The organism is Paracoccus aurantiacus (assembly GCF_007993065.1).
GTDB lineage: Bacteria > Pseudomonadota > Alphaproteobacteria > Rhodobacterales > Rhodobacteraceae > Paracoccus > Paracoccus aurantiacus.
Genome location: NZ_VOPL01000001.1, coordinates 827,471 through 851,137, shown reverse-complemented (window position 1 = coordinate 851,137; position 23,667 = coordinate 827,471). Strand labels below are relative to the sequence as shown.

Here is a 23,667-nt window from a genome sequence, read left to right as displayed (position 1 = left end):
TCTGGTCCGCAGGCGGCGCGGTGCAGCCGGGCCGGTCTGCGCGCTGCCGATCACGAAATCGCGGATTGATCCGGGCGCCCGGCCTGTCCTAGCCTGCGCGAACAGACCTGAAGGACTCTCATGCGCAACACCGAATTTCTCGCCGCCCTGATCCTGCCGCTTTGCCTTTTCGGCGCGCCGCTTGCCGCGCAGGAGGCCGCACCCGGAGCCGAAGCCGGCACCGACGCGCCCGCTGAAGCCGAAGCGCCAGCACCGGAAGAGCAGGCCGCTGACAACGTCACTGTCGCAAGCGGCATCGGCGTTTTTGGCCCGCCGGCGCTGCCTGAGGGCTTTGCAAATCTGCCCTATGTGAATCCCGACGCGCCGAAGGGCGGAGAGTTCTCGATGTCATGGACGGGGGGATTCGACAGCCTGAACCCCTATACGGTCAAAGGACGCCCGGCGCTCATGTCCTCGATCATGCACGAGCCGCTGATGGAGGGTTCCGCCGCCGAGATCGGGGCGGCCTATTGCCTGGTCTGCGAAACCATCGAATACCCCGAGAGCCGCGACTGGGTGATCTTCAACCTGCGGCCCGAGGCGGCGTTTTCCGACGGAACGCCGGTCACGGCGGAAGATGTGCTGTTCAGCTATGAAACGCTGCGCACCAAGGGGCTGAACTCGTTCCGCACGGTGATCGCGCAATCCATCGCCGGGGCGGAGGTTCTGGACGATCACCGCATCCGGTTCGATTTCGTCGAGGGCTATCCGCGCCGCGACGTGATCCAGGGCGCGGCCAGCCTGCCGGTGTTTTCGCGCAAGGATTTCGAGGATAACGACCGCGATTTCGAGGCCTCGACCAACAAGGCGTTTATCGGCAGCGGCCCCTATATGTTCGACCGCATGGATACCGGGCGCACCATCGTCTGGAAGCGGAACCCCGATTATTGGGGAAAGGACCTGCCGCTGAACAAGGGCCGGCATAATTACGACCGTATCCGCATCGAGTACTTCGCCGACAGCGATTCCGCGTTCGAGGCGTTCAAGGCGGGCGAATACACGTTCCGGCAGGAAAACTCTGCGATCCAGTGGGCGACCGGCTATGGCTTTCCCGGTGTCCAGAACGGCAGCGTGCTGAAGGTCGCGCTGCCGGACGGAAGCAAGGCCCCTGCGCAGGGGTTCTTCATCAATCTGCGGCGCGAGAAGTTCCAGGATATTCGCGTGCGCGAAGCCATCGGTCTGATGTTCAACTTTGAGTGGGCCGACAAGGCGCTGTTCTACGACCTTTACACGCGCATCGAATCTTTCTGGGATAACAGCTATCTGAAAGCCGAAGGTAAACCGTCCGAGGGTGAGCTGGCATTGCTGGAGCCGCTCGCCGCCGATCTGCCAGACGGCATTCTGACCGAGGACGCTGTCCTGCCCGCGAAGGGCGGCGAGCGGCAGCTTGACCGCGCAGCACTGCGCAAGGCGGCGGCGCTTCTGGACGAGGCCGGATGGGTGCCGGGATCTGACGGGATGCGCCGCAATTCCGACGGCCAGGTGCTGAGCGTCGAGTTCATGAATGACAGTCAGGCCTTCGATCGCGTCATCAACCCCTATGTGGAAAACCTGCGCGCGCTGGGCGTGGATGCCCGCATGGCGCGGGTGGACGATGCCGAATACGAAACCCGCCGTTATGAATTCGACTATGACATCATGGTCACCCACGCATTCACCGACATGATCGCCGGGGACGGGCTTTATCAGATGTTCGGCTCGCAGGGGGTGAATGACGTGTTCAACGCCTCGGGCCTGTCGAACCCGGCCATCGACAAGCTGATCGGCGCTGCCGTCGCCGCCGAGACCGAGGACGACATGGTGACAGCGACGCATGCGCTCGACAGGTCGCTTCGCGCGCTGCGGATCTGGGTGCCGAACTGGTACAATGCCGACAACCTCGTGGCCTATTACGACATGTATGAGCATCCCGCCGAATTGCCGCCCTATTTGCTGGGTCAGCTTGATTTCTGGTGGTATAACGCGGAAAAGGCCGAAAAGCTGAAAGCCTCGGGCGCGCTGCGCTGAGATGGCGCGCGGCGCATAACAACGACAGGGCCGAGGACGGCGATACCGTCCCGGTGCCAGCAAGGCAAAAGGGCAGGGCATGGCAGCTTATCTTCTGCGGCGTTTGCTGCTGATCGTCCCGACGCTGATCGGGATCATGGTGGTGAATTTCACGCTGACCCAATTCGTGCCGGGCGGTCCGATTCAGCAGGTCATCGCGCAGGTCCGGGGCGAGGGCGATGTCTTTGCCAATATCGCGGGCGGTGGCGGCGATGCGGGCGGGGTGGAATATGCGGGCGCGCAGGGTCTGCCGCCGGAATTCATCGCCGAGCTGGAGCAGGAATTCGGCTTCGACAAGCCGCCGCTGACGCGCTTCCTGACCATGATGGGCAACTATCTGCGCTTCGACTTCGGCGATAGCTGGTTTCAGTCCGAAAGCGTCATCAACCTGATCCTCGACAAGCTGCCCGTCTCGATCACGCTGGGGCTCTGGTCAACGCTGCTGGCCTATCTGATTTCGATTCCTCTGGGGATAAAAAAGGCCGTCAGGGACGGCACGCCCTACGATACCTGGACTTCGACGCTTATCATCATTGCCTATGCGATCCCCGCCTTCCTGTTCGCGGTGATCCTGCTGGTGCTGTTCGCGGGCGGCACCTATTGGCGCATCTTCCCGCTGCGCGGCCTGACAAGCGCCGATTTCGACACGCTTTCGACCTTCGGCAAGATCAAGGATTATCTGTGGCATATCACGCTGCCGGTTCTTGTGACCTCGATCTCGGGCTTTGCGACGCTGACGCTGCTGACGAAGAACAGCTTTCTGGACGAGATCAACAAGCAATATGTCATGACCGCGCGTGCGAAGGGCCTGACAGAGCGCAAGGTTCTGTATGGCCATGTCTTCCGCAACGCCATGCTGATCGTGATTGCAGGCTTTCCGGCGATGTTCGTGGGCATGCTGTTCGGATCGTCCATCCTGATCGAGACGATCTTCTCGCTTGACGGGCTGGGACGTCTGGGCTTCGAGGCGACGGTCAAGCGCGATTATCCGCTGATTTTCGGCACGCTTTATGTCTTCGGCCTGATCGGGCTTCTGGTCGGCATCCTGTCGGACCTGATGTATGTGTTCGTCGATCCGCGCATCGACTTCGAAAAGAGGTCCGGCTGATGGCCTTGTCCGAACTGAACCGTCGCCGCTGGCGCAATTTCCGGCGCAACAAGCGTGCCTTCTGGTCGCTTGTCATCTTCACGGTGATGTTCGTCATCGCCTGCTGCGCGGAACTGGTTGCTAATGACCGGCCCATCGTCGCCAGCTATCGCGGAGAGCTGTATTTCCCGGTTTACAACTTCTATCCCGAGACGACATTCGGCGGCGATTTCACGACCGAGGCGATCTACACCGATCCGGCGGTGCAGTGTCTGATCGTGTCGGGCGGCCGGGAAGAGTGCTGGGACGATCCCGAAGGCTTCATGGCCGCCGTGAAGGACGGCAGTGCCGGTGTCCCCAAGGCCGAACAGGGCTGGATGATCTGGCCGATCATTCCCTACAGCTACAACACCATCAACAATGTCGGGCAGGCACCAAGCGCGCCTGACGCGGATCACTGGCTGGGCACCGACAACACCGCGCGCGACGTGGCCGCGCGGGTGATCTATGGCTTCCGCACCTCGATCATGTTCACGCTGATCGTGACCATCATCGCCTCGACCATCGGGATCGCGATGGGGGCGATTCAGGGCTATTTCGGGGGGCGCACCGATATCATCCTGCAGCGGATCATGGAGATCTGGCAGAATACGCCGTCGCTTTACGTCATCATCATCCTGTTCGCGATTCTGGGGCGAAGTTTCTGGCTGCTGGTCTTCATCACCATCCTGTTCGGCTGGCCGGCGCTGGTGGGCGTGGTCCGCGCCGAATTTCTGCGGGCGCGGAATTTCGAATATGTCCGCGCGGCGCGCGCCCTTGGCGTCAGCGACCGGGTCATCATGTTCCGCCATATCCTGCCCAATGCGATGGTCGCCACGCTGACCATGCTGCCATTCATCGTGACCGGCACCATCTCTGGCCTCGCTGCGCTGGATTATCTGGGATACGGGCTGCCCGCATCCGCGCCGAGCCTTGGCGAGTTGGCGCTTCAGGGGAAACAGCATCTGCGCTCTCCCTGGCTGGCATTCACGGCATTTTTCACATTCGCCATCATGCTGTCGCTTCTGGTCTTCATCTTTGAAGGCATCCGCGATGCCTTCGACCCGCGGAAGACCTTCAAATGACCGAACAGATAATCGCCGAACGCCCCCGGACCGCGCCCGCCGCCACAACCGGACAGCCGCTTCTGGACGTGCGTGACCTGAAGATCAGCTTCCGTCAGGACGGCAAGACCTTTCAGGCGGTGAAGGGGGTCAGCTTCACGATCGGGAAGGGCGAAACCGTTGCGCTGGTGGGGGAATCGGGGTCGGGCAAATCGGTCACGGCGCTGTCCACGGTGCGGCTTCTGGGCGATGCGGCCGAGCTTGACGGATCAATCCGCTATGACGGGCAGGAACTGATCGGCGCGTCGGAAACCGTGCTTCGCGACATTCGCGGCAACGATATCAGCTTCATCTTTCAGGAACCGATGACATCGCTGAACCCGCTGCACACGCTGGAACGGCAATTGTCGGAAAGCCTTGCACTGCATCAGGGGCTGAAGGGTGCGGCTGCGCGCCAGCGGATCATTGATCTGCTGACCCGTGTCGGCATCCGCGACCCCGAAAGCCGGCTGAAGGATTATCCGCACCAGTTGTCGGGCGGGCAGCGTCAGCGTGTGATGATCGCGATGGCGCTGGCAAATGGCCCCGAACTGCTGATCGCGGATGAGCCGACGACCGCGCTGGATGTGACCATTCAGGCGCAGATCATGGACCTGCTGGCCGAACTGAAGCGCGACGAGCATCTGTCGATGCTGTTCATCAGCCACGATCTCGGGCTGGTCAGGCGCATCGCGGACCGTGTCTGCGTGATGAAGGATGGCGAAATCGTCGAGCAGGGACCGGCCGCCGAAATCTTTGCCAACCCGCAGCACCCCTATACCCGCAAACTTCTTGGGGCAGAGCCTGCGGGACGCGCGCGACCTGTCCCCGAAGGGGCTGCGACGATTGTCGAGACGATAGACCTCAAGGTCTGGTTTCCGATCAAGCGCGGATTTCTGCGACATGTCGTCGGGCATGTGAAGGCGGTCAACGGGGCCTCGCTGGCGGTCCGCGAGGGCGAGACACTGGGCATCGTGGGCGAAAGCGGATCGGGCAAGACGACGCTGGCGCTTGCGATCATGCGCCTGATCGAAAGCGACGGGCCGATCCTGTATCTCGGGCAGGACATTTCGGGCTGGAATGGCCGCCAGTTGCGCCGCCTTCGCCGCGATATGCAGATCGTCTTTCAGGACCCGTTCGGCAGCCTGTCGCCGCGCATGACGATCGAGCAGATCATCTCGGAAGGGCTTGGCGTCCACGGGATAGAGCCGGGGGCGAACCGGCGCGAGATGGTCGCGGAGATCATGGCAGAGGTCGGGCTGGACCCGGCGACGATGCACCGCTATCCGCATGAATTCTCGGGCGGGCAGCGGCAGCGCATCGCGATTGCGCGGGCGATGATCCTGCGCCCGAAAGTGGTGGTGCTGGACGAGCCGACAAGTGCGCTCGACATGACGGTGCAGGTGCAGATCGTGGACCTGCTGCGCGGATTGCAGGAAAAATACGGTCTGGCCTTCCTGTTCATCAGCCACGATCTGCGCGTGGTGCGCGCAATGGCCCACAAGATCATGGTCATGCGCGCCGGCGAAGTGGTCGAACAGGGCACCACGGATCAGGTCTTTGACGCCCCGCAGACGGATTATACCCGTGCCTTGATGAATGCGGCCTTCCGCGACCGCGAGGTATCGGCGTGAAGATACTGTTCGTGCATCAGAATTTTCCCGGCCAGTTCCCGCATCTCGCGCCCGCGCTTCAGGCGCGCGGACACGAGGTTGTCGCGATGACCGACCAGAAGAACGAGCGTCCAAGTCCGGTGCGCGTCGTCCGCTACAAGACGCCAGAGGATCAGACCTGCAGCCAGCCTTTCGCCACGCCCTATGCCAACCATGTCGAGCGCGGCTATATGGCCGCGCGCGGTGCCCGTGCGCTGCGCGACCGGCACGGCTATACGCCCGATGTCATCATCGGTCATTCCGGCTGGGGCGAGACGCTGTTTCTGAAGGAAATCTGGCCCGATGCGAAGCTGCTCGTCTATGCAGAGCTTCTGTATCGGACGCGCGGTCAGGATGTCGGCTTCGATCCTGAAATGACGCCGGATATCGACATGTCGCGCTTTTCGACCACGGCGCGCAACGCTCATCTGGCGATGGGCATCCTGCAATGCGACGCGGCGCTTGCGCCGACCCGCTATCAGGCCGACAGCTTTCCGCCAGAACTGCGCCAGAAGATCACCGTGATCCATGACGGGATCGACACCGATGTGATGCGCCCCGACCCGCAGGCGAGCGTGACCCTGCCCGGCGGGCTGCGGCTGAAAGCCGGCGACGAGGTGCTGAGCTATGTTTCGCGCTCGCTCGAACCCTATCGCGGCTTTCACGTCTTCATGCGTGCCTTGCCGAAGGTGCTTGCCGCGCGCCCCGATGCGCATGTCGTGCTGATCGGCGGTGACGGCGTCAGCTATGGCGGCAAGCCGAAAGATGCCGAAAGCTGGAAGGCGAAGATGCTTGCGGAAGTCGGCGACGGGCTTGATCTGTCGCGCGTTCACTTCCTGGGCCGTATTCCCTATCGCGATTACCGCCGCGTGATCCAGATCGCGCGGGTGCATTGCTATCTGACCTATCCCTTCGTGCTGAGCTGGTCGCTGACCGAGGCGATGGCGGCGGGGGCCTATATCGTGGCGTCGGATACAGCGCCGGTCCGGGAACTGATCGTTGATGGCAGGAACGGGCGCCTGGTGCCATTCTTCGATACGGCCGCCCTGTCGGATGCGCTGATCGGGGGGCTGGCGCAGCGCGATGACAAGGCCGAAGCCATGCGGCATGCGGCGCGCCAGACCATCCTGGACGGCTATGACCTGCGTCAGCACAGCCTTCCGCGCCTGATCGACTGGGTGGAAAGCTTCGCACCCCCGTCCGACCGCGTGAACAGGGCAGGCACAGCCGCCGCATCGGCAATCAGCGCGGAAGGCTGATCTTCGCGGCCAGCCCGCCAAGTTCCTGATCGTTCGCAAGCTGCAAGCTGCCGCCATTCAGCGCGGCGAGATCGGCGACGATGGCAAGGCCAAGGCCCGCGCCCGGCCCCCGCTCATCCAGCCGCATGCCGCGCGAAAGGGCGCGTGCGTGGTCGGCTTCGGCCATGCCGGGGCCGTCATCGGCGACCGTAATCAGCAACCGCCCGTCAGCCTCGGCGGCGCGCACGGCAATCGTCCCCGACGCCCATTTCGCCGCGTTTTCCATCAGGTTGCCCAGCATTTCCTGCGCGTCCTGCTGTTCCAGCGGCAAGGCGAAGCCCGCGGGAATGGCGGTTCGCAGCGTGATATCGCGATCCTCCAGCGCATGACGCAGGACAAGCGCGATGTCATCGACCACAGGGCCGAGCGGCGTGCGCTGACCCAGCACCCGCGCGGCCCCCGCGCTGCGGGCATGTTTCAGATGCCAGGCAATCTGCCGGTCCATCCGCTCGATCATTGCCTGACCGGGATCATTGCTTGCCATTTCCCCCTGTAGCGCCATGAGCGGGGTTTTCAGCGAATGGGCGAGGTTTCCGATCTGCTCTCGCGTGCGGGTCAACTGGCTGCGGTTCTGCGAGATGAGGGCGTTGATTTCGTCGGTGACGGGGCGCAATTCGCTGGCTTTGGGCGGCGGCAGCGCATCGCTTCGCCCTTCGCGGATCGCGCGCAGATCCCGTCCCATCCGTTTGAGCGCGCTGAGCCCGAGCGTCACCTGAACAAGCACCGCAAGCCCAAGGCCAAGACCAAGCGCGCCCAGCGTCAGCGCGAGCGGGCGGCGCACGACGGACAGCGCAGCGTCGATTTCCGACTGCGGCGCGGTCACGGCGACCGATAGCGCCTCGTCACTGCCGGGCACGGTATATGCGCGTTCCAGCAGGCGCAGCGCCGCGCCATCCGGCCCGGTGATCGCTCTGCCTGCAGCCGGCGCGCTGCCGGTGTCGAGTTCGGATTGATAGAGCGACGCGGATTTCGCGAATGTCTCGCCATCTGCCGCGATCTGCCAGTACCACCCCGAAAGCGGGGCCGCGAAGCGCGGGTCGTCCGGTGCCGTCACGATCTGCGCCAGCCCCTGAATATCGGCCTCGGTTCCGGCCATGATCGCATCGGAAATGGCGGCGGTTTCCGCGTCGAAGCGCGCGGTCACGAAGCGTTCCAGCACATTCCCGATCACCAGATATGCCGCGATCAGCGCCGCCGCCATCCACAGCGCGGACAGCCACAGCAAACGCCCCCGGATCGAATTCCATCCGATCACGGCGCGTCGCGAAGGACATATCCTTCGCCCCGCCGCGTCTCGATCACGCCCTCGCCGATCTTCTTGCGCAGGCGGCCAATGACGACCTCGATAGACTTGAAATCGCGGTCTGCATTGGCGTCGTAAAGATGCTCGGCCAGTTCGCTGCGCGAGACGACGCGGTTCTTGTGGTGGATGAGATACGCCAGAATGCGCTGTTCGAACGCCGTCAGCTTCAGCGCCAGCCCGTCGCGGGTGATGATCGAAAGCTGACTGTCAAGCTTCAGCGCCCCGGCCTTGATGACCGGCTGCGCGTGACCGGCGGCGCGGCGCACCAGCGTCTGCGCGCGGATCACGACCTCCTCCAGCCGGAAGGGTTTCACGGCGTAATCGTCGGCCCCGGCGCGAAAGCCTGCCACCTTGTCGGCCCATTCGCCGCGCGCGGTCAGGATCAGCACCGGCATCGCGACGCCCGCCGCGCGCCAGCTTTCCAGCACGGCAATCCCCGGCATCCCGGGCAGGCCTAGATCCAGCACCGCCACATCATAGGTTTCGGTCGCGCCCAGATATTCGCCCTGATCGCCGTCGCTGGCGCAATCGGTGACGAAACCCGCATCTTCCATCGCGCGGACAAGCTGGCCCGACAGGGTCGGGTCATCTTCGACGATCAGGCAGCGCATCAGGGATTCTCCTTCATCCGTCCGGTCCCGGCGCGCGGGCTTTCCTTCCTGACCCGCGCGGCATTGATGCCGCGCCCGCGCACATCCAGAACCTTGCCGCTGACAGCGTCGATGCGCAGAAGGATGATATTGCCTTGCGGCGAAAGCAGGGTGAGTTCCTGCACGAGATCGCTGCCGAGCGCGAGCTCGAACGGGCGCGGCTGATCGATTCGCACGGCCAGCAGCCTGCCTTCGAAACGCGATGCGACGATTTTCACGACCTCGTGAAAGGGAAGCAATGCCGCTGGCCGCTTGGGCTGAGCAGCCAGCGGGGTCGTAAGAAGCAGGCATAGAAGGGCGGCGCGGATCATTCGGGCAGAATATGACGGATCAGGTAAACGAAAACACAACGGCTCATTGGTGAACCGTTCGCAAACGATTCGCTAGACCGGTCTCATCGGGGCGATGTCCCCGTCAGATTTGAAAGGAAGAAACATGAGCAGCAAGTTCAAAGGTTCGGTCGCCAGCATGGCGCTGATCGCCATCATGGGCGCAGGTCTTGCGGGAACGCAGGCAGGCTGGGCGCAGACCGCCCCGGCAGAGACTGCGACCGACGCGCCTGCCGGTCAGGCCGAAAGCGCGGCACCTGCCGCCGCGGAACAGGCAGCACCGCAAGCATCGGCAATCGCCGTTCCGCAGATCCTTGAGGGGGACCAGTTCAGCGATGTTTCCAGCCGTCAGGGACCGCGCGGCGGGCTGATGGTCGAAGGAACCATCGCCGAAACCGGCAAGGGCTTCGATGCGCTGGTGAATTCAGACGGTGCGCTGATCGGTATCCGGACTGCTGAAGGCTCGTCGCTGCCGCAGGCCGTCATTGACGAGCTGTTGCCCGAGGCCGCACGCGGGAACGCGGTTCTCGCCGAAATCACCGAGCTGAACGCCATCGGCACGCGTGACGGTGCTGTCATGGCCGCAGGTCAGGACGCATCGGGCGATGATGTGCGCATCGGCTTCAACGCGGATGGAGAGTTGATGCATTTCGACCGCGGCGGTCGCGGTGAGCGTGGTGATCGCGGCGGCCCGTGGATGGGCGGCGAGCGCGGTGATCGGGGTGACCGGGGTGGCAAGGACATGCGCAGCGATCACGGCGAGCGCGGCGGCAAGCACGGTGACCGGGGTGATCGGGGTGATCGCGGTGATCGGGGCGACCGTGGCGACAAGGCCATGCGCGGCGACAAGGGCGGCGACCGCCCCGGCGACCGGATGGGAGAGCGTGATGCAATGCCCCCGCGCGAGGGTCGGCCCGCGCCCGAGGGCGATCGCGCGCCGAGCGGCGAAATGCGCGGCGATGCCCCGCAACCTGTCGATGAGGCTGCGCTGCGCGCCGCGCTGGAAGGCAACGGCTATACCGATCTTGCCGGTGTTCGTCCCGCTCCGGGCGGCGCGGTGATCGAGGCCACCAATCCGCAGGGCGAACAGGTGCTGGTCACCATCGACATGCAGGGCGAGGTGGTGCGCGAAACCGCGCGCTGATGCAGCCTTGATAAAGTGGCGGCACGGCCTTCGGGCCGTGCCGTTCTACGTTTGTGATCAGACCGCGGCCAGCCTGTCCAATAGCAGGCGAAGCGCATGGGCAACGGTCGCCGCGCGCACGCCCGCGCGCCCGACAGCCCCGAATTCGACAGTCTCGGTTGCGACCCCATCCTCATCTGCGATACCGAAACAGACCCGGCCTTCGGGCTTGTGCTCTGACCCGCCCGGTCCGGCGATACCTGTGACCGCGACCGCCAGCCGCGCGTCGGATCGTGCAAGCGCGCCTGCCGCCATTTCTGCGGCAACCGCCTCGCTTACCGCCCCATGCGTCGCAAGCGTGTCGGCGCGGATACCAAGCATCTGCTGCTTGGCGGCGTTGGAATAGGTGACGAAGCCCCGGTCGAACACGTCGGACGATCCGGCGATCTCGGTCAGCGCGCCCGCGATCAGTCCGCCGGTGCAGCTTTCCGCCGTGGCGATCATCACGCCACGCTGCCGCGCGGCCTCCAGAACCCTTGCCGCATCGCTCACATCACAAACCCGTGCCAGATGCCGGCGCAGACCATCGTCGCAAGCCCGGCAAAGACCCCCGCCCAGAGGTCATCCATCATAACACCCATCGTGCCGCCCTCGCGATCCGCGCGCCCGACGATCCACGGCTTCCAGATGTCGAAAAGCCGGAAGAACAGGAATGCCGCCAGCCAGCCGGGCCAGGGAAAATCGGTCGAGGGCAGGCCCGCGTGCCAGAAACCATAGGACGGAAAGCAAAGCGCCAGCCATTGACCCGCGACCTCGTCAATGACGATTTCCGAGCGGTCGGGGTCTTCCATGCCGGCGGTGTATTGCGCGACCGACCAGAAGCCGAGCGCCGCGACCGCGATGGTGGCAACGGCCAGAAGCGGGAAGCTGCCCAGCCAATGGATCAGCACGCCAAGCGCAATCGCGACGGCCGACCCCCAGGTGCCGGGGCCAGGGCGCATATCGCCCGCGCCGAACCATGTGACGATCATCCGGATCATCGTTTTATCCTTTCATCAGCGTGGCGGTTGCGATTGCGGCGATGCCCTCGCCGCGACCGGTGAAGCCCAGCCGTTCGGATGTGGTTGCCTTGACCGAAATCCGCGCCGCCTCGATGCCAAGGATCTCTGCCAGACGGGACTGCATGTCTCCCGCATGAGGCCCGATCTTCGGTGCCTCGCAGATCAGCGTGACATCGGCATTGCCGATGCTGAAGCCGCGAGAGCGGGCCAGATCACCCGCATGGGCCAGAAACACGGCGCTGTCCGCGCCTTTCCATTGCGGATCGGACGGCGGAAAGTGCCGCCCGATATCGCCCTCGGCCAATGCACCATAGATCGCGTCGGTCAGCGCATGCATGCCGACATCGGCATCCGAATGGCCCTTCAGGGTGCGGTCATGCGCGATGCGCACACCGCATAAGGTGACGTGATCGCCGTCTTCGAAGGCATGCACGTCGAAACCGTTGCCAAGGCGAATATCCATTGCGTCCCCAAGAATTCGGCGGGCGCGGTCGAAATCCGGCCCGTAGGTGAGTTTCAGATTATCCTCTGCGCCCGCAGTGATGACGACCTCGTGCCCTGCGCGGCGCGCGAGTTCGACATCATCGGCAGCCCCTTCCGGGAAAGCGCGATGTGCGGCGAGGATCGCATCCAGCGAAAAGCCTTGCGGGGTCTGGGCGCGAAACAGGCCATCGCGCGATTGCAGCCCGGTGACGCGCCCATCCTCGCTTCGCCACAGCGCGTCCGAAACGGGCAAAGCGGGTGCTGCGGCGTCGGCGCCCTGCGCCAATGCGGACACCACGCCTGCGATGACCTGAGGCGAAACAAGCGGCCGCGCGCCGTCATGGATCAGGACATGACGAATACCGCTGCCGTCCAGCACCTCCAGCCCCGCCCGCACGCTGTCAGAGCGTGTCGCGCCGCCTGCTACAAGCGTGACCGGGCCGGAAAGTTCGTCAATCGCGCGACCCATGTCATCGGGCGAGAGAACCACGATAATACGAGGAAACTGCGCGAAGGCCGCGATGGAGCGTGCGAGCACGCTTTTCCCGTTCAGGTCGCGCCATTGCTTCGGCGGGCCGCCCATGCGGCTGCCGCGCCCGGCGGCGGTAATGATGACGGCAAATTGCGACAGATCCTGCATGGCGATGGTCTAGTCCAGCCGCGAGGTCCGCGCAATCGCCGGGATTGCAGCACGGGCGCGGGCGCTTACATGGAAGAAGCGACACCATCGACGCTGCGACGAAAAGTTGCTGTTTATTGCTGCCGGACCGGGCTAGACAGATTGCGCCCGCGAAATCCCCGGAAGGACCGATATCATGACTGAACTTTCGCCCTCGGATATTGCCAAGGATGCCGCTGCCGCTGCCGCTGTCCGGCTGGTTGAAAACGGCATGCGCCTTGGTCTGGGGACCGGATCGACAGCGGCATTCATGGTGCGCCGTCTTGCTGCCTTCGTTAAGGAGGACGGATTGCAGCTTCGCTGCGCCGCGACCAGCAAGGCGACGGCGGATCTGGCCGAAAGCCTTGGCATGAAAGTCGAGACGCTTGACGATATCGGCTGGCTGGATCTGACCATCGACGGTGCGGACGAACTGGACCCGGACCTGAACCTTATCAAAGGCGGCGGGGCGGCATTGCTGCGCGAAAAGATCGTTGCCAGCGCCTCGGACCGGATGGTGGTCATGGCCGATGGCAGCAAGGTGGTCGAGACGCTGGGTGCGTTTCATTTGCCCGTCGAAGTCATTCCGTTCGGCTGGCAGACGACAAAGCAGCTGATCGACCGCATGCTGACACTGATGGATCTGGATGGCCGCCCGATCCTGCAGCGCAAGCGCGATGATGCGCCACTTCTGACTGACGAGGGCAATTACATCCTTGACCTCTCGCTTGAGGCGATCCCGGAACCGGCGCGTCTCTCCGCTGCGTTGAACGCGATTCCCGGCGTGGTCGAAAACGGATTGTTCATCGGCCTGTGCGATCTGGCGATCATCGGCAAACCCGATGGCGAGGTGGTGGAACTGCGCCCGGAAGGGGCCGAGGAATGAGTTTCGATTTCGATCTTTTTGTCATCGGCGGCGGCTCTGGCGGGGTCCGCGCGGCGCGTATCGCGGCGGGCCACGGTGCCAAGGTCGCCCTTGCCGAAGAAAGCCGGATGGGTGGCACCTGCGTGATCCGTGGCTGTGTGCCGAAGAAGATCATGATCTTCGCCTCGACCGCGCCGGCCGCTGCCGAAGAGGCGCGCGGCTATGGCTGGCAGGGCGCGGATGCAGGCGATTTCGACTGGGGCGCTTTCCGCGCAAAGCTTGACGCGGAACTGTCGCGGCTGGAAGCGGCCTATACGCGCGGCCTCGAAGCCGCGAATGTCACGATCTATCACCAGCGCGCGCATCTGACCGGCCCGCATGAGGTGGAACTGGCCGACGGCACCCGGATCAGCGCCAAGCATATCCTGATTGCCGCGGGCGGGCGTCCGCGCCTTCCGGGCATACAGGGCGAGGAACTGGGCATGATCTCGGACGATCTGTTCCTGATGGACAAGCTGCCGGGCCGCGCGCTTGTGGTTGGTGGCGGCTTCATCGCCTGCGAATTTGCGACCATCCTGAAGGGGCTGGGGGTCGAGACCGTGCTTGCCTATCGCGGCGACAAGGTGCTGCGCGGCTTCGATAACGACCTGCGCCTGATGGCGACTGAACAACTGGCGGAAACCGGCGTCGATGTGCGGCTGGAATGCACACCGTCGGCCCTTGAAAAGACAGGCACGGGTATCAGCGTCACGTTCTCTGACGGGGTCGAGGACAGCTTTGACGCGGTTATCTTCGCGACCGGACGCGCGCCCTATACTGCCGGTCTGGGGCTGGAGGCAGCAGGTGTTGCCACAGGCGATAACGGCAAGATCATCGTGGACGAATGGTCGCAGACGAATGTGCCCTCGATCTTCGCGGTGGGCGATGTGACCGACCGCGTGAACCTGACGCCGGTCGCGATCCGCGAAGGTCACAGCTTTGCCGATACGGTCTTCGGCAACCGGCCGCGCAATCTGGATCACAGCCTTGTCGCGAGCGCGGTCTATACCCGCCCGCACGAGGCCGCGACCATCGGCATGACCGAGGATGAGGCCATTGAGCGCGGCGGGGTCGAGGTCTATGACGCCCGGTTCCGCCCGATGCGGTCGCTTTTCGCAGGCTCGGACGCGCGCGTCATGATGAAGCTTATCGTGGACGAAGACACCCGGCGCGTCCTGGGATGCCAGATCTTCGGGCCCGAGGCGGGCGAACTTATTCAACTTGTCGCGGTCCCGATCACGATGGGCGCGACCAAGGAGGATTTCGATAATGCGGTCGCCGTTCACCCGACGCTGGCAGAAGAACTGGTGACGATGCGCCAGCCCACGCGACGGCATGAGCGCCCGCAGGCGGCGGGCTAAGAACAGGTCAAACAGCTTGACTTTCCGGGCTTTGCCCCCAGTTTCAGGCACAAGTAAACAGCAAGAGGCATACAGATGGCACAGGGCCCCTGGGGTGGCGGCAGCGGCGGCAATAACGGAAATGGCGGCGACAAGGACGGCAAGCAGCCGCCGCGCGGCCCGCAGCGGCCTTGGGGTCAGTCGGGTGAGCAGGGCAACCAGCGACCCGAGCCGCCACGCCGCCCGGGTCAGCGCGGCAACGAGATGCCCGAGATCGAGGATCTGATGAAGAAAGGCCAGGACAGGCTGCGCGTTCTGATGGGCGGGCGCGGCGGTTCAGGCAATGGCGGCAGCCCGCGCCGGCCAAGCGGTCCCGGCTTCAGCTTCGACCGGCGCACGCTGGCGATCGGCGCGCTGGTGCTGGCCGGGCTTTGGGCATTTGCCAGCTTCTATACCGTGAAACCGGAAGAGCGCTCGGTCGAGTTCCTGTTCGGGCGTGCCGTGGGCACCGGCGAACCGGGTCTGAATTTCGCGCCGTGGCCGATTGTCACGAAGGAAGTCGTGCAGGTCACCGGCGAGCGTGTCACAGAGATCGGCACCGGCCAGACCGATGCGGTGCGCAAGGGCGCCGGCACGATCAGCGCCACCGATAGCGGGCTGATGCTGACACGCGACCAGAACATCGTGGATATGGAATATCAGGTCGTCTGGAACATCTCGGACCCGGAAAAATACCTGTTCAATCTGGCCGATGCCCCCGGCACGATCAGGGCCGTGGCCGAATCCGCGATGCGCGACATCATCGCGCGGTCCGAACTTGCGCCGATCCTGAACCGTGACCGTGGCGCGATCGCCGAGGATCTTAAACTGTCCGTGCAGCAAACGCTCGACAGCTATCAGTCCGGCATCCATGTGGTGCGCGTCAACCTTGACCGCGCCGATCCCCCGGCCGAGGTGATCGACGCCTTCCGCGAAGTGCAGGCAGCCCAACAGCGCCGCGATGCGCTGGAAAAAGAGGCCGATGCCTATGCGAACCGTGTTCTTGCCGCCGCGCGCGGCGAGGCCGCGGCGCTTGTCGAAGAAGCCGAGGCTTACCGCGCACAGGCCGTGAACGAGGCGCAGGGTGAATCCGCGCGGTTCAATTCGGTCTATGCCGAATATGCCAAGGCACCGGAAGTCACGCGCAAGCGCATGTATCTTGAAACAATGGAAAAAGTGCTGGGTAACGTTGACAAGGTGCTTCTGGATGAAGGCACCGGCGAGGGCGTCGTGCCCTATCTGCCGCTGGATCAGCTGCGCCGCGGCGGGCAGGGCGCAAACGGGCAGGGCGCGTCTGCGGGCACGAACAGCGCAACAAATACGACGAATACGCAGGAAGGTGGTAACTGATGGCCGGCGCACGCAAGAGACTATTGGCGACGCTCGCCATTCCGGCGCTGATCGTGGTCGGCGTGATCGTCGCGGCCTCGCTGTTCATCGTCGACGAACGCGAGAAAGCGCTGGTTCTGCGTCTCGGCCGGGTGGTCAAGGTGCAGGAACGCCCCGGTCTTGGCGTCAAGCTGCCCTTCATGGATCAGGTCGTCAAATATGATGACCGGATGCTGGGCCTGTCGACCACGCCGCTGGAAATTACCCCGCTGGACGACCGTCGCCTGATCGTCGACGCCTTTGCGCGCTGGCGCATCACCGATGTCGTCCGGTTCCGGCAGGCTGTCGGCACGGGCGGGATCGACGCAGCCCTTGGCAGGCTTGATCCGATCGTGCGCACCGCGATCCGCGAAGTTCTGGGCAGTGTGCCATCGACCACGGTTCTGTCGGATGACCGGACCGCGATGATGAACCAGATCCGCGACGAGGCACGGCGCAATTCGGAAGGGCTCGGGGTCGAAATCATCGACGTGCGGCTGACCCGCACCGACCTGCCCGAGCAGAACCTGTCAGCGACCTATGAGCGCATGCGCGCCGAACGCGAACGCGAAGCCGCCGACGAGATCGCCCGCGGTAACGAGGCCGCACGCCGTGTCCGCGCCGCCGCCGACCGCACCGTGGTGGAGCTGACCTCGGAAGCGCGCCGCAATGCCGAGATCATTCGCGGTGAAGCCGACGCCTCGCGCAACGCGATCTTCGCCGAGGCATTTGGCCGTGACCCTGAATTCTTCGCTTTCACCCGTTCGATGACGGCGTATGAACGGGCGTTGCAGGGCGGCAATTCGCAGATCGTGATCGCGCCAGAGGGCGATTTCTTCACCTATCTGGGCAATGACGGTGCGGCAAACGCGCAGCCCGCGACCCCGCCTGAGGCTTTGCCTGCCGAAGAAAACCTGTCGACCCTTCCCGACAAGGACGGCGATGCGGATGGCAGCGGCGCGCCGATACAGGCAGACAGCGCTGTCACGCCGAAGCCGCTGGAAATGCCTTGGGACGCAGAGCCGGGCGCCGCAATGGGCGATCCTGCCATGCCGGGCGAAGCTTCTCCAGTGCCGCCGGCAGAAAGCGACGCAGCAGCGCCACCGGCCAACGAAAGCGACGCAGCCGCGCCGCCGGCCGACGAAAGCGGCGCAGCCCCAGCCGCAGCAGGCGACGCGCCAGAGGCTGCGGTTGACCCCGCCGCGACGGACGCCGCGGCGGCAGATACGGTCCCCGAGCCAGAGCCTCTGCCCGAGGCGGCGGCGCAGGAAACGCCGCAACCGGCAACGAACTGAACAGAAAGAAAGGCGGCACATGCCGCCTTTTTTCATGATTTTCGCAACTCACGATGAGTTCATCGGTCAGGAGCGTGATTTATTTGCAACGGCTGCCCATCTGCCGTTCTGTGCAATCGCGAGTTGTCGCGTCGCGAACAGCTCGCAAATCAATAAGCGCTCCAATGAAAGGACATTCGATGCGCACCCGCTTTTCCCAATTTCTTGCCACCGTTTCCGTGGCTGCGCTGAGCCTCGGCGCTTTGCCCGTTACCGCCCAGCAGGCCGTAACCGAAACGCAGGCCCCCGCAAATTCTGCCGACGCACCGCTGGTTGCGCCCGATACGGCTGCGCGCCGCCAGCAGATCATGCCGGACAGCTTCGCCGATCTGGTCGAGAAGGTGTCCCCCGCCGTCGTCAATATCAACACCACCTCGGTTATCGAACAGCCGACCGGGCCGGTCTTTCCGGAAGGCAGCCCGTTTTCCGATCTGTTCCGTGAATTCGGCTTCCCGACGCCCGATCAGGGGCAGGGCGACCCCCGGTTCGGCGGGCGCGGCCAGCAGCAGGCGCAGCGCGCCAATGCGCTGGGTTCGGGTTTCGTGATTTCCGATGACGGCTATATCGTCACGAACAATCACGTCATCGAAGGTGCTGACGAGATCGAGATCGAATTCAAGGACGGTGCACGCCGCAAGGCAGAGGTCGTCGGCACCGACAAGCAGACCGATATCGCGCTTCTGAAGGTCGATGCGACCGATCTGCCCTATGTCGGCTTCGGCAACAGCGACGATGCCCGCGTCGGCGACTGGGTGCTGGCGCTTGGCAACCCGCTGGGTCAGGGATTCTCGGCCTCGACCGGGATTGTCTCGGCCCGGGGGCGCGCGCTGACCGGCACCTATGATGACTTCATCCAGACCGATGCCTCGATCAACCGCGGGAACTCTGGCGGGCCGCTGTTCAATATGGACGGCGAGGTGATCGGTGTGAACACCGCGATCCTGTCGCCGAATGGCGGTTCCATCGGGATCGGCTTCTCGATGGCGTCGAATGTGGTCGGCAATGTGGTTCAGCAGCTGCGCGAATTCGGCGAAACGCGGCGTGGCTGGCTGGGCGTGAAGATCCAGCGCGTGACGCCTGAAATCGCCGAATCGCTTGGCCTCGACAATGAAAACGGCGCGATGGTTACCGACGTCCCGGATGGGCCTGCCGCCGATGCCGGGGTGAAATCGGGCGACGTCATTGTCAGCTTCGATGGAAATGACATCACGGACGACCGCGATCTGGTCGCGCGCGTCGCACAGGCCCCGATCGGCGAAAAGGTCGATGTGACCGTTCTGCGCGACGGTAAGTCCGAGGATCTGCAGGTGACGCTTGGTCGCCGTGAAACCGCGGAAGGCACCGCAAGCGATGAACAGTCGGCACCGGCCGAGACCAGCGACGACACGCTCGGGATGCAGCTTCAGACCCTGACCCCCGAAATCGCGGCGGAACTGGGCATGAGTGGCGATCAGCAGGGGCTGGTGGTGCGCGAGGTCGATCCCAGCTCTGACGCGGCCGACAAGGGCCTGTCGCAGGGCGATGTCATCACTGAAGCCGGTCAGCAGGCGGTGAATTCCGTCAGCGACCTTCGTGACCGCATCACCGAGGCGAAGGATGCCGGGCGCAAGTCGCTGCTGCTGATGATCCGCCGCGGTGGAGAGCCGCGTTTCGTGGCGCTGTCCATCGAGGACTGAGCTTTTGCGCCAGATCACAGGGGCGGGGCCTTCGGGTCCCGCCTTTTCTTTGCCCGCCGGATGGCCTATTCCGCGCGAGACGTTCAAGGAGCAAGCGATGGCCAGGATCACCTATATCGAGCATAACGGCACCGCCCACGAGATCGACGTAAAGACCGGTATGACCGTCATGGAAGGCGCGCGCGACAATGGTGTGCCGGGGATCGAGGCTGATTGCGGGGGCGCCTGCGCCTGTTCGACATGCCATGTCTATGTTGCGCCGGAATGGATCGACAAACTGCCGCCGAAAGACCCGATGGAAGAGGATATGCTGGATTTCGCCTGGCAACCCGATCCCGAGCGGTCGCGGCTGACCTGTCAGCTGAAGGTCACGGACGAACTTGACGGGCTTGTCGTCAATATGCCCGAAAAGCAGATCTGATCGGGGTCATTCGCCTTCGACGAAATATCTATCCTGCCCGGCCCGCTGTCGGGTGCCTGATCCGGTGCGCCACAGCGACGGCACCAGCCCGACCGCGCGGCCCTGAAGGAGAGCCCTGAATGTCCGATCTCGTCCTGACTGTGACCTGCCCGACGCGACGTGGCATCGTGGCGGCGATCTCTGCCTTCCTTGCCGATAACGGCTGCAATATCACGGATTCGGCGCAGTTCGACGATCTGGAAGCCGGGCGCTTCTTCATGCGCGTCAGCTTCCGCGACGAGGAAGCGCAAGGTATCGAGGCACTGCGCGAGGGGTTTGCGCCCGTTTCGGAAGCGTTTTCGATGGACGCGTCGATCCATGACGCGACGCGCCGGATGCGGGTTCTTCTGATGGTGTCCAGCTTCGGACATTGCCTGAACGACATCCTTTATCGCTGGCGGATCGGCGCGCTGCCGATCGACATCGTCGGTGTCGTGTCGAACCACATGACTTATCAGAAGCTTGTGGTGAATCACGACATTCCCTTCCACCACATCAGGGTGACGAAAGACAACAAGCCCGAAGCCGAAGCCCGGCTGATGGAGGTAATCGCCGAAAGCGGGGCGGAACTGGTCGTTCTGGCGCGCTATATGCAAATCCTTTCGGACCGGCTTTGCCGCGAGATGTCAGGACGCATCATCAATATCCACCATTCATTCCTGCCCAGCTTCAAGGGCGCGAACCCCTACAAGCAGGCCTATGAGCGCGGTGTTAAGCTGATCGGGGCGACGGCGCATTACGTGACCGCCGATCTTGATGAGGGGCCGATCATCGAACAGGATACGGTGCGCGTGACCCATGCGCAAAGCCCGTCCGACTATGTCAGCCTCGGGCGGGATGTCGAGGCGCAGGTGTTGGCGCGCGCAATCCACGCCCATATCCATCACCGCGTCTTTCAAAATGGCGGCAAGACCGTCGTTTTCCCCGCATCCCCCGGCAGCTACGCGTCCGAGCGGATGGGCTGATCCGGCCTGTCATTCCGGCGAACGCGCGCGACGACAGGGCGCGGCGTTCCGGCGGGTCAAAATGCGCTCAGCAGGGCGCTAATCCCGTTGTTTTACTGGCTTTTCAAGGATTGTTGGCTGGGGCGGTAGGATTCGAACCTACGGTACACGGTACCAAAAACCGATGCCTTACCACTTGGCCACGCCCCAACTGTGCGGGCGTATCTAGACTCGGTTGCCGGTCGGTGCAAGGGGGTTTTGGAAAAACTTGCGGGCGGATTTCGGGGCAAGTAAGCGGGCAGCATGGATTGTGATGTTTTGATTATCGGCGCGGGCGCGGCAGGCCTGTTCTGCGCGGGCTCTGCGCGGGCCACGGGTGCGCGCGTCGTGGTGATTGACCATGCCGCGCGGCCGGGCGAGAAAATCCGGATCTCTGGTGGCGGACGCTGCAACTTCACCAATCTGGCGACCGCCCGCGAAAGGTTCATTTCCGAAAACCCGCGCTTTTGCGCCTCGGCGCTGGCGGGGTACCGGCCGCAGGATTTCGTCGCTCTGGTCGATCAGGCAGGGATCGACTGGCATGAAAAGACGCTCGGCCAGCTGTTCTGCGACGGCAAGGCCACGCAGATCACCGATATGCTGATCCGCCGGATGAACGGGGCAGAGTTGTGGCTTGATACCACGCTTGAGCGGTTGGAGGCGCAGGGCAGCGGGTTCACGGCGCTCACCTCTCGCGGCGTGGTGACGGCCGGGCGCGTCGTCGTGGCCTGCGGGGCGAAGTCCATTCCCAAGATGGGGGCGACGGGGCTCGCCTATGATCTTGCGCGGCAGTTCGGCCTGCGCATTGTCGAGACACGCCCCGGCCTTGTGCCGCTGACCTTCGCGGAACAAGAACTGGCGCTGACCAAACCGCTTGCTGGCGTCTCGGTCGAGGCAGAGATCCGGCACGCAAAGACGGCGTTCCGCGACGCGCTGCTGTTTACTCATCGCGGGCTGTCCGGCCCGGCGGTGCTGCAGATCTCCAGCTATTGGCAGCCGGGGCAGGAAATCACCGTTGATCTGGCGCCTGACTGCGACCTTGCCGCCGTCCTGAGGGACCGGCGCGGGCAGGGCGGTCGTGTGGCCGTGGCGACCGTGCTTGGCACCGCGCTGCCTGCGCGACTGGCCGAGGCAATCGCGGCCGAGCTCGGGCTGGGCAACGCGCGACTGGCCGACCAGAACAACGCGACGCTCGACCGGATCGCGGCGCGGGTCCATCGCTGGCAGATCCGTCCCGTGGGGTCCGAAGGGTATCGCACGGCGGAAGTGACGGTGGGCGGGGTCGATACGCGCGATCTCGACGCGAAAACGATGCAGGCGCGCGCGGTGCCGGGGCTTTATTTCATCGGCGAATGTGTCGATGTGACGGGCTGGCTCGGCGGGCATAATTTCCAATGGGCCTGGGCTTCGGCCCATGCGGCGGGGCTTTCGCTGGCCGCTGCGCTGCGCTAGAACGCGCCTTTCCAGAAGAGTGCCGGATATGAGCGGATTTTCCTTCACCCTGAACGCCACTGACAATCGCGCGCGCGCGGGCGTCATCAGCACGCCGCGGGGCGAGATACGCACCCCCGCCTTCATGCCTGTCGGCACGGCAGCGACCGTCAAGGCGATGCTGCCGGAATCGGTGCGTGAGACAGGCGCGGACATCCTTCTGGGCAATACCTATCACCTGATGCTGCGACCGGGTGCCGAGCGCATTGCGCGGCTTGGCGGGCTGCACAAATTCATGAACTGGGACCGCCCGATCCTGACCGACAGCGGCGGCTTTCAGGTCATGAGCCTTGCCGATCTGCGTAAGCTGACCGAGGACGGTGTGACTTTCGCAAGCCATGTCGACGGATCGCGCCATTTCCTGTCGCCTGAAACGAGCATGGAAATCCAGCGCCTGCTGGGGTCCGATATCGTCATGGCCTTTGACGAATGCCCGGCCCTTCCGGCAACCGAGGAGCGTCAGGCCGAAGCGATGCGCCTGTCGATGCGTTGGGCGCAGCGGTCGCGCGACGCGTTTGGCGACCGGCCCGGACACGCGCTTTTCGGCATCATGCAGGGCGGCGTGCTGCGTCACCTGCGCGAAGAATCGGCCGAGGCGCTGCGGGCGATCGGATTTGACGGCTATGCAATTGGCGGTCTCGCGGTGGGCGAGGGTCAGGAAGCGATGTTCGATGTCCTCGACTACGCCCCCGAGATGCTGCCGCCGGACAAACCGCGTTATCTTATGGGCGTGGGCAAGCCCGACGATATTGTCGGCGCGGTGCAGCGCGGGATAGACATGATGGATTGCGTGCTGCCCTCTCGCTCGGGCCGGACGGGGCAGGCATGGACGCGGCGCGGGCAGGTCAACATCAAGAATGCGCGTCACGCCGATGACCCGCGGCCCCTGGACGAAGACTGCACCTGCCCCGCCTGCCGTGGCTATTCGCGCGCCTATCTGCATCATGTCTTCCGCGCCGGAGAGATGATTTCGGGCATGCTTCTGACTTGGCACAACTTGCATTACTATCAGCAGATCATGGACGGAATGCGCAGCGCGATCGGACGCGGCGCGCTGGATGAATGGGTGGCGGGGTTCCACGAAATGCGCCGCGGCGGCGATATCCCGCCGATTACCTAGGGTAAGGTGCCGTTTTCCCATTGATCTACAAGGAAGTTATGGCGCGGACGTGCCTGCGCTGCTAGTCACCCAGTCGGCGGA

At 64.0% G+C, this 23,667-nt stretch carries 20 protein-coding genes, 1 tRNA gene and 1 pseudogene; 15 read left to right on the top strand and 7 right to left on the bottom strand.

The features are described from left to right. Positions 1-120: 120 nt before the first annotated feature. The 5 genes from FQV27_RS04125 (at position 121) to FQV27_RS04105 (ending at position 7,225) form a co-directional block, all read left to right on the top strand. Entirely contained in the window at positions 121-2,046 is a 1,926-nt protein-coding gene (locus FQV27_RS04125; protein WP_147096525.1) for an extracellular solute-binding protein, read from the top strand. Positions 2,047-2,125: 79 nt separating this feature from the next. After that, the gene (locus tag FQV27_RS04120; protein ID WP_147096524.1) at positions 2,126-3,193 is read left to right on the top strand and encodes a microcin C ABC transporter permease YejB; all 1,068 of its coding nucleotides are present in this window, start codon (positions 2,126-2,128) and stop codon (positions 3,191-3,193) included. Further along, a complete protein-coding gene (locus FQV27_RS04115; protein ID WP_147096523.1) occupies positions 3,193-4,296 on the top strand; it encodes an ABC transporter permease in 1,104 nt (367 codons plus the stop codon). The genes FQV27_RS04120 and FQV27_RS04115 overlap by 1 nt, the downstream gene beginning before the upstream one ends. Continuing rightward, complete coding sequence (locus tag FQV27_RS04110) at positions 4,293-5,948, top strand: ABC transporter ATP-binding protein (protein ID WP_147096522.1); 1,656 nt, start codon at positions 4,293-4,295, stop codon at positions 5,946-5,948. Before FQV27_RS04115 ends, FQV27_RS04110 begins: the two co-directional genes overlap by 4 nt. After that, positions 5,945-7,225, top strand: a complete 1,281-nt coding sequence (locus tag FQV27_RS04105; RefSeq protein ID WP_147096521.1) for a glycosyltransferase family 4 protein — start codon at positions 5,945-5,947, stop codon at positions 7,223-7,225. The genes FQV27_RS04110 and FQV27_RS04105 overlap by 4 nt, the downstream gene beginning before the upstream one ends. On the opposite strand, the gene FQV27_RS04100 is transcribed toward FQV27_RS04105, so the two are convergent. Genes FQV27_RS04100 through FQV27_RS04090 form a run of 3 tightly spaced genes read right to left on the bottom strand, consistent with a single transcriptional unit; the run spans position 7,209 to position 9,528 of the window. After that, a complete protein-coding gene (locus FQV27_RS04100) occupies positions 7,209-8,519 on the bottom strand; it encodes a sensor histidine kinase (RefSeq protein WP_246132985.1) in 1,311 nt (436 codons plus the stop codon). The genes FQV27_RS04105 and FQV27_RS04100 overlap by 17 nt on opposite strands. Then, positions 8,516-9,178: a response regulator transcription factor gene (locus FQV27_RS04095; RefSeq protein ID WP_147096520.1), complete on the bottom strand. Its 663-nt coding sequence runs from the start codon at positions 9,176-9,178 to the stop codon at positions 8,516-8,518. Before FQV27_RS04095 ends, FQV27_RS04100 begins: the two co-directional genes overlap by 4 nt. After that, positions 9,178-9,528, bottom strand: coding sequence for a PepSY domain-containing protein (locus tag FQV27_RS04090; protein ID WP_147096519.1), 351 nt, complete (start codon positions 9,526-9,528; stop codon positions 9,178-9,180). The genes FQV27_RS04095 and FQV27_RS04090 overlap by 1 nt, the downstream gene beginning before the upstream one ends. Before the next feature lie 124 nt (positions 9,529-9,652). On the opposite strand from FQV27_RS04090, the gene FQV27_RS04085 reads away from it, so the two are divergent. Continuing rightward, positions 9,653-10,690: a hypothetical protein gene (locus tag FQV27_RS04085; RefSeq protein ID WP_147096518.1), complete on the top strand. Its 1,038-nt coding sequence runs from the start codon at positions 9,653-9,655 to the stop codon at positions 10,688-10,690. Positions 10,691-10,747: 57 nt separating this feature from the next. On the opposite strand, the gene FQV27_RS04080 is transcribed toward FQV27_RS04085, so the two are convergent. The 3 genes from FQV27_RS04080 to FQV27_RS04070 are packed head-to-tail and all read right to left on the bottom strand — an operon-like array spanning position 10,748 to position 12,853. Continuing rightward, positions 10,748-11,221: a CinA family protein gene (locus FQV27_RS04080; RefSeq protein ID WP_147096517.1), complete on the bottom strand. Its 474-nt coding sequence runs from the start codon at positions 11,219-11,221 to the stop codon at positions 10,748-10,750. Next, positions 11,218-11,709: a phosphatidylglycerophosphatase A family protein gene (locus tag FQV27_RS04075; RefSeq protein WP_147096516.1), complete on the bottom strand. Its 492-nt coding sequence runs from the start codon at positions 11,707-11,709 to the stop codon at positions 11,218-11,220. Before FQV27_RS04075 ends, FQV27_RS04080 begins: the two co-directional genes overlap by 4 nt. 4 nt (positions 11,710-11,713) lie before the next feature. Further along, on the bottom strand, positions 11,714-12,853 hold the full coding sequence (locus FQV27_RS04070) for a bifunctional 2-C-methyl-D-erythritol 4-phosphate cytidylyltransferase/2-C-methyl-D-erythritol 2,4-cyclodiphosphate synthase (RefSeq protein ID WP_147096515.1): 1,140 nt from the start codon (positions 12,851-12,853) through the stop codon (positions 11,714-11,716). Positions 12,854-13,025: 172 nt separating this feature from the next. Here FQV27_RS04070 and rpiA point away from each other — a divergent pair, with 172 nt between their 5' ends. From rpiA to purU, 7 genes and pseudogenes are all read left to right on the top strand, one after another. Continuing rightward, the gene (gene rpiA, locus FQV27_RS04065) at positions 13,026-13,757 is read left to right on the top strand and encodes a ribose-5-phosphate isomerase RpiA (protein ID WP_186827224.1); all 732 of its coding nucleotides are present in this window, start codon (positions 13,026-13,028) and stop codon (positions 13,755-13,757) included. Then, on the top strand, positions 13,754-15,136 hold the full coding sequence (gene gorA / locus FQV27_RS04060) for a glutathione-disulfide reductase (protein WP_147096513.1): 1,383 nt from the start codon (positions 13,754-13,756) through the stop codon (positions 15,134-15,136). The genes rpiA and gorA overlap by 4 nt, the downstream gene beginning before the upstream one ends. Before the next feature lie 75 nt (positions 15,137-15,211). Beyond that, positions 15,212-16,504: an FtsH protease activity modulator HflK gene (gene hflK / locus FQV27_RS04055; RefSeq protein WP_147096512.1), complete on the top strand. Its 1,293-nt coding sequence runs from the start codon at positions 15,212-15,214 to the stop codon at positions 16,502-16,504. Beyond that, positions 16,504-17,520: pseudogene (gene hflC / locus FQV27_RS04050) on the top strand (protease modulator HflC); the annotation flags it as partial. The gene hflK and the pseudogene hflC, both read left to right, overlap by 1 nt. A gap of 476 nt (positions 17,521-17,996) precedes the next feature. After that, positions 17,997-19,532 carry a DegQ family serine endoprotease gene (locus tag FQV27_RS04045; protein WP_147096510.1) on the top strand — a complete coding sequence of 512 codons (1,536 nt, stop codon included), beginning with the start codon at positions 17,997-17,999 and terminating at the stop codon, positions 19,530-19,532. Positions 19,533-19,629: 97 nt separating this feature from the next. Further along, positions 19,630-19,953 (top strand): 2Fe-2S iron-sulfur cluster-binding protein, encoded by a 324-nt coding sequence (locus FQV27_RS04040; protein WP_147096509.1) that lies wholly within the window; start codon positions 19,630-19,632, stop codon positions 19,951-19,953. A 119-nt stretch (positions 19,954-20,072) separates the two neighbouring features. Next, positions 20,073-20,957, top strand: a complete 885-nt coding sequence (purU, locus tag FQV27_RS04035; protein ID WP_147096508.1) for a formyltetrahydrofolate deformylase — start codon at positions 20,073-20,075, stop codon at positions 20,955-20,957. A gap of 114 nt (positions 20,958-21,071) precedes the next feature. On the opposite strand, the gene FQV27_RS04030 is transcribed toward purU, so the two are convergent. Beyond that, positions 21,072-21,146 (bottom strand) — tRNA-Gln (locus FQV27_RS04030). 93 nt (positions 21,147-21,239) lie between these two features. Here FQV27_RS04030 and FQV27_RS04025 point away from each other — a divergent pair. Together FQV27_RS04025 and tgt are read left to right on the top strand one after the other, a co-directional pair. After that, entirely contained in the window at positions 21,240-22,427 is a 1,188-nt protein-coding gene (locus FQV27_RS04025; RefSeq protein WP_147096507.1) for a BaiN/RdsA family NAD(P)/FAD-dependent oxidoreductase, read from the top strand. 28 nt (positions 22,428-22,455) lie between these two features. Further along, the gene (tgt, locus tag FQV27_RS04020) at positions 22,456-23,586 is read left to right on the top strand and encodes a tRNA guanosine(34) transglycosylase Tgt (RefSeq protein ID WP_147096506.1); all 1,131 of its coding nucleotides are present in this window, start codon (positions 22,456-22,458) and stop codon (positions 23,584-23,586) included. The last annotated feature ends 81 nt before the right edge of the window (positions 23,587-23,667 follow it).

Bases quoted from the DNA above. Each gene is read 5' to 3' on its own strand.
- FQV27_RS04125 (WP_147096525.1), top strand. From the start codon at position 121: ATGCGCAACACCGAATTTCTCGCCGCCCTGATCCTGCCGCTTTGCCTT.
- FQV27_RS04120 (WP_147096524.1), top strand. From the start codon at position 2,126: ATGGCAGCTTATCTTCTGCGGCGTTTGCTGCTGATCGTCCCGACGCTG.
- FQV27_RS04115 (WP_147096523.1), top strand. From the start codon at position 3,193: ATGGCCTTGTCCGAACTGAACCGTCGCCGCTGGCGCAATTTCCGGCGC.
- FQV27_RS04110 (WP_147096522.1), top strand. From the start codon at position 4,293: ATGACCGAACAGATAATCGCCGAACGCCCCCGGACCGCGCCCGCCGCC.
- FQV27_RS04095 (WP_147096520.1), bottom strand. From the start codon at position 9,178: ATGCGCTGCCTGATCGTCGAAGATGACCCGACCCTGTCGGGCCAGCTT.
- FQV27_RS04090 (WP_147096519.1), bottom strand. From the start codon at position 9,528: ATGATCCGCGCCGCCCTTCTATGCCTGCTTCTTACGACCCCGCTGGCT.
- FQV27_RS04085 (WP_147096518.1), top strand. From the start codon at position 9,653: ATGAGCAGCAAGTTCAAAGGTTCGGTCGCCAGCATGGCGCTGATCGCC.
- FQV27_RS04075 (WP_147096516.1), bottom strand. From the start codon at position 11,709: ATGATCCGGATGATCGTCACATGGTTCGGCGCGGGCGATATGCGCCCT.
- FQV27_RS04070 (WP_147096515.1), bottom strand. From the start codon at position 12,853: ATGCAGGATCTGTCGCAATTTGCCGTCATCATTACCGCCGCCGGGCGC.
- gorA (WP_147096513.1), top strand. From the start codon at position 13,754: ATGAGTTTCGATTTCGATCTTTTTGTCATCGGCGGCGGCTCTGGCGGG.
- hflK (WP_147096512.1), top strand. From the start codon at position 15,212: ATGGCACAGGGCCCCTGGGGTGGCGGCAGCGGCGGCAATAACGGAAAT.
- FQV27_RS04045 (WP_147096510.1), top strand. From the start codon at position 17,997: ATGCGCACCCGCTTTTCCCAATTTCTTGCCACCGTTTCCGTGGCTGCG.
- FQV27_RS04040 (WP_147096509.1), top strand. From the start codon at position 19,630: ATGGCCAGGATCACCTATATCGAGCATAACGGCACCGCCCACGAGATC.
- purU (WP_147096508.1), top strand. From the start codon at position 20,073: ATGTCCGATCTCGTCCTGACTGTGACCTGCCCGACGCGACGTGGCATC.
- FQV27_RS04025 (WP_147096507.1), top strand. From the start codon at position 21,240: ATGGATTGTGATGTTTTGATTATCGGCGCGGGCGCGGCAGGCCTGTTC.
- tgt (WP_147096506.1), top strand. From the start codon at position 22,456: ATGAGCGGATTTTCCTTCACCCTGAACGCCACTGACAATCGCGCGCGC.